Genomic DNA, 3,765 nt, shown 5'->3' with positions numbered 1-3,765 from the left:
TCGGGTCGATTGAATCTTTTTGCATTTGAATCCGGAGAAGAGCACGCAATTTTTAGTTTCCATTCCGTATCGGTTCGATTGAATCATTGAGCAGTTGGAAAAAGGGAATGTTCCATGGCAAAGTTTCCATTCCGTATCGGTTCGATTGAATCTTACAAAAGGAAGCCCTACCAAATTATAACAGATTTCGTTTCCATTCCGTATCGGTTCGATTGAATCTCACGGACGAGGCAAAAGACGCAATGCCTGGGCTGGGTTTCCATTCCGTATCGGTTCGATTGAATCCCTAAATATAATACCAGTATTTCCAAGGGTTTGCTACAAGTGAAAACTGTAACTATATCCGGCAGAAAAATCGCCTTCGCGAAGCCAGTCTATGCCTACATGCGTATTATTTCACTATGTTTGTTGGCATACTTACCCCAACGCTCTATATGAAGAGTGAATGGATATTTTAAACGATAGCAATATACACAATCTTGTCTTGGATCAACCAATCTGTTTACCTTAAACAAAACTCTCTTAAGAACTTTTGGTGAGACATTACCTGAAAAAACACTATTTTGCTCCCAGAACAAATAACTGCTCAACAGTTTATGAACTTTTGCAACTCGTTTTTGCCCCACGTCATAAATGATGAAAGCGTTAATCTCCTTGTTCGCCATCTTCTCCACCCCCACAATGCAAAAGGTAGCTCATGCAGCTTTTATCTACGCCTATTATCGTTTTTTCCCATGCAAAGTCAGCTTCTGTAGAAAACAATAATAGGCTGTCTTCTCCAGGGTCCAGAAGCCTTTTCAAGTTGTCCATTACTACAAGCTTTTGCTCTTCCCTCAAATGCCCTTCAAAAGTGCTATTTTGCACCCAAAACATTTTGTCTGATAAATATTTCCTAACCTTATAAACCTTTTTCTGTGACACATCGTAGACTAAAACCCTAAACATACTTTGCTGGCCTCCCAAAAACCGTCCAGGCTTTAGGAATTTTTCCTCTCAATAAATTATCCTTAATTTGCAACGAGGCCCCTTCAAGAGCTTTTAAAAGGCTAACAGGCCAACCAAAATGGCATTTTTCACCTTCCTCCAGCACTTTTTGAGCCATTTCAGACAAGACAAACCTGTATAATCTCTTTCCTTCAGAATTTAAGAAACATCCCTCAGCCGTTGCTGTGGCCATATCTTTTGTAAATCTTCCGTCGCTTGCCATCACCCAACAAACTGCCTCAACAAAAATTGGTTTCACTAGCTCGGCCATATCCAGGGCCAAAGTATGACGGCCTCGGCCTGGCTGATGCAAAAAACCCAGGCCAGTATTAAACCCTGCCTTTTGCAACGGCGGTACACACAACTTATACATTAAGCTGTTGCCATAAGATATAACTGCATTGATTGGATCCCTGGGCGGTTGCCTGTTTCGCCCGCGGAACTCAAAATCAGGAGGAAGCTTATTGCTCCACAACTCAAAAATTTCCCTATGAAAAAGCCCCTCAACCCCCAAACCTTCTTTTACATCTTTGATGCTTTCAACGTTCCCAATAAATCTTTGAATGATATTTGAAATATCTTTATCGTTTTTCTCTAAACATATTTCTCCCCACAACTTATATGTTTCTGCCACACCCCTAAGCAGAGCCTTTATAGCTTGCAGCCTCTTTTCAGGTATTCCAGCATATATGGCCTGTGCCAATCTCAACGCCCTAAAAGGGGAAATACTGTTATCCGAAGGAATGAAAATAGACACGTGCGGCCCACGCCAACCTTGAACTATGCATATTTTGTTCCCTTCTTGCATATTTAAGCCTCCTGCAAAAACCAACATAGATCTTTGATAAAACAAACCTGACATTTGTCCCTGGGTTGAAACACAAAACCGTGCCCAAGCTCCTCCCAGCTTTTCTCCAAATACACTTTCGCCGATTCCGTTAGCATTACTTTTATTTCTTTTTTCCTATGGGAATTCCTACTCACTACATGGGCACAGGTGATATGGGGGAAATGAACCGACATCAATCTTAGAGCTACACCTATCCACACATGCAGCGGCGGCCACTGTGTAGGCCTGATAAAAAGACAGTTCCCCGAGAACTTTATATGGGAAGTAAGACCTTCTATCTCTTCAAAGATATATTCTTCTTCATCGTCAACAAGGAACCAGCTCTCTTCAAGCATAAACTTCGAACGCTCTATTTCGGGGTCAATGCCCCAATCCCAGAGTTGACCTGCAATGGGACACCATAATGCCCACCCATACGTCATCAAATTATCAAAACTCATCTTTCGGAATAATAACCCTCCTAGCAGCCCTATATGATGCATTGCCCATAAAGTGAGAAATAAGAGCATACCCTTCTCTTACCGGAAGCATCCGCAAACTCCAGCTCTTCTTCCCATCTTGCGCACAGTTTTTAGTAAAATGCTTCCTATAAAGCTCCGGTATTTCGTTCACATCTCCAGACCAGCTACTGAACATCGGCAGCCATAAATCAAGGAGCAGGGGCTTAAACAGGAAAAACAGGTCATCCCATAAAGAATTAAAGGGGATACTTAAGTGAGAAAAGACGCTTATCCATGGGTCTAGAGACAGTCGGCTGAAAGCAGATACCACGGTAGCTTTAGCTATTCCCTCCGCAAGGGAATAGCAGCTTAAATCGGAAATGTATTTTGCGAGCCTTTTCTCATCCAGCGAATTTATGGCCTTAAAGATTTTTTGTGCATTGCCTCTGGGATTAGCATAAAATTCGCTAAGGCAGTTGAGATATCTTTCTTCCCAAGTTTCATAGTCTTTTGGGAACCATTTCCTCGCTACTCCACACCTCAATCGACAAGCTCCACGAACTACCTCTTGGGCTATGGGCAAGGTTAACTCCTCATCAAAAAGAACCATATACTGGGCCATGCTGACTTGCCCTGATACAATTGAGATATACGGCATCCAAGTTCCCTTATAGTGCCCTTTATCAAAAATATGCAAAGGTACAATCTTCTCAGACAACAAACTCAAAGCCGCATTGTCAGGACTTGTGCCTTCAAGTGCAAATATTTCCGATACCTGAAGTATTGGGATGAGAATATTAATATCTTTTTCTGGATTTTGTAATTTTAATGTGTTATTGTGCCTGGCAATTTTCACTTGTTCTGTAAGAAATAACTGGTTTGGGATTTTGCTCCCCCCTTAAACTTTATGCCTTCTTGTTTCCACCATACCAAAACCCAGGCTGTTCCTGCCCCCAAAGCCAGCGCTGTAACCCAAAGCTATAATCTGCGGATCCGCCTTGATGCTGAAAGGAACCAAATGCCCTCTTACTATATGATGCCCTTTCAGTGATATGAGTTTGCTGGTCTTTCTCTTGGCCAAATACTCCTCATCCGGCCTTATTTCTATTTCCCCAGAATAAGGCCTTCTGTATAACGTTTCCCATTTTCGCTTTAGGTTGCCTTTTACAACTTCCCAAAATTGCCTACCTTGAGGGTTCAAATATTTATGCCCTAACTTTTCATCTGGAATGCTTGCAACAATAGGTGATATAGAGGAGAAAGCGGCGAAGCCCTGGGAAAAATCAGGCATCGGCTCATCTATAACTTCATCGACCTCCGCAAGAAGAGGGCTGGCGCATCACCATGGTCGGCGCAGCAGGGCCACGCTCTTGCCGCCAAGATAGATCGGCTTTTGTACATTCTGGCAGCGGCTTTGTCAAGGCTTATAATGGCATTATCCACCTATTGAATCGGGAAGGGATTTAAGCTTATTTTTTTTTAAATTTAGCT

At 42.4% G+C, this 3,765-nt stretch carries 7 protein-coding genes; all 7 read right to left on the bottom strand.

Annotated features, from left to right (window positions below):
• Positions 1 to 380: 380 nt before the first annotated feature.
• From cas2 (H0Z23_RS08705) to H0Z23_RS08675, 7 genes are read right to left on the bottom strand one after another with little or no spacing between them, the layout of a single operon-like run.
• The gene (gene cas2, locus H0Z23_RS08705) at positions 381 to 665 is read right to left on the bottom strand and encodes a CRISPR-associated endonuclease Cas2 (RefSeq protein WP_296869056.1); all 285 of its coding nucleotides are present in this window, start codon (positions 663 to 665) and stop codon (positions 381 to 383) included.
• Positions 646 to 945, bottom strand: a complete 300-nt coding sequence (gene cas2 / locus H0Z23_RS08700) for a CRISPR-associated endonuclease Cas2 (RefSeq protein WP_296869055.1) — start codon at positions 943 to 945, stop codon at positions 646 to 648. The genes cas2 (H0Z23_RS08705) and cas2 (H0Z23_RS08700) overlap by 20 nt, the downstream gene beginning before the upstream one ends.
• Positions 938 to 1,792 (bottom strand): CRISPR-associated endonuclease Cas1, encoded by an 855-nt coding sequence (gene cas1, locus H0Z23_RS08695; RefSeq protein WP_296869054.1) that lies wholly within the window; start codon positions 1,790 to 1,792, stop codon positions 938 to 940. The genes cas2 (H0Z23_RS08700) and cas1 overlap by 8 nt, the downstream gene beginning before the upstream one ends.
• Positions 1,793 to 1,794: 2 nt before the next feature.
• Positions 1,795 to 2,274 carry a hypothetical protein gene (locus H0Z23_RS08690; RefSeq protein WP_296869053.1) on the bottom strand — a complete coding sequence of 160 codons (480 nt, stop codon included), beginning with the start codon at positions 2,272 to 2,274 and terminating at the stop codon, positions 1,795 to 1,797.
• Positions 2,264 to 3,130, bottom strand: coding sequence for a CRISPR-associated endonuclease Cas1 (locus tag H0Z23_RS08685; RefSeq protein ID WP_366928895.1), 867 nt, complete (start codon positions 3,128 to 3,130; stop codon positions 2,264 to 2,266). Before H0Z23_RS08685 ends, H0Z23_RS08690 begins: the two co-directional genes overlap by 11 nt.
• 42 nt (positions 3,131 to 3,172) lie before the next feature.
• On the bottom strand, positions 3,173 to 3,565 hold the full coding sequence (locus H0Z23_RS08680) for a CRISPR-associated endoribonuclease Cas6 (RefSeq protein WP_296869052.1): 393 nt from the start codon (positions 3,563 to 3,565) through the stop codon (positions 3,173 to 3,175).
• A gap of 8 nt (positions 3,566 to 3,573) precedes the next feature.
• Entirely contained in the window at positions 3,574 to 3,717 is a 144-nt protein-coding gene (locus tag H0Z23_RS08675; protein ID WP_296869051.1) for a hypothetical protein, read from the bottom strand.
• Positions 3,718 to 3,765 lie beyond the last annotated feature (48 nt).

This window comes from Thermovirga sp., assembly GCF_017656375.1.
In the GTDB taxonomy this organism is placed as follows: Bacteria; Synergistota; Synergistia; order Synergistales; family Thermovirgaceae; genus Thermovirga.
Note: the sequence above shows the minus strand (reverse complement) of the source record. Positions and strands in the feature narration are given on the sequence as shown.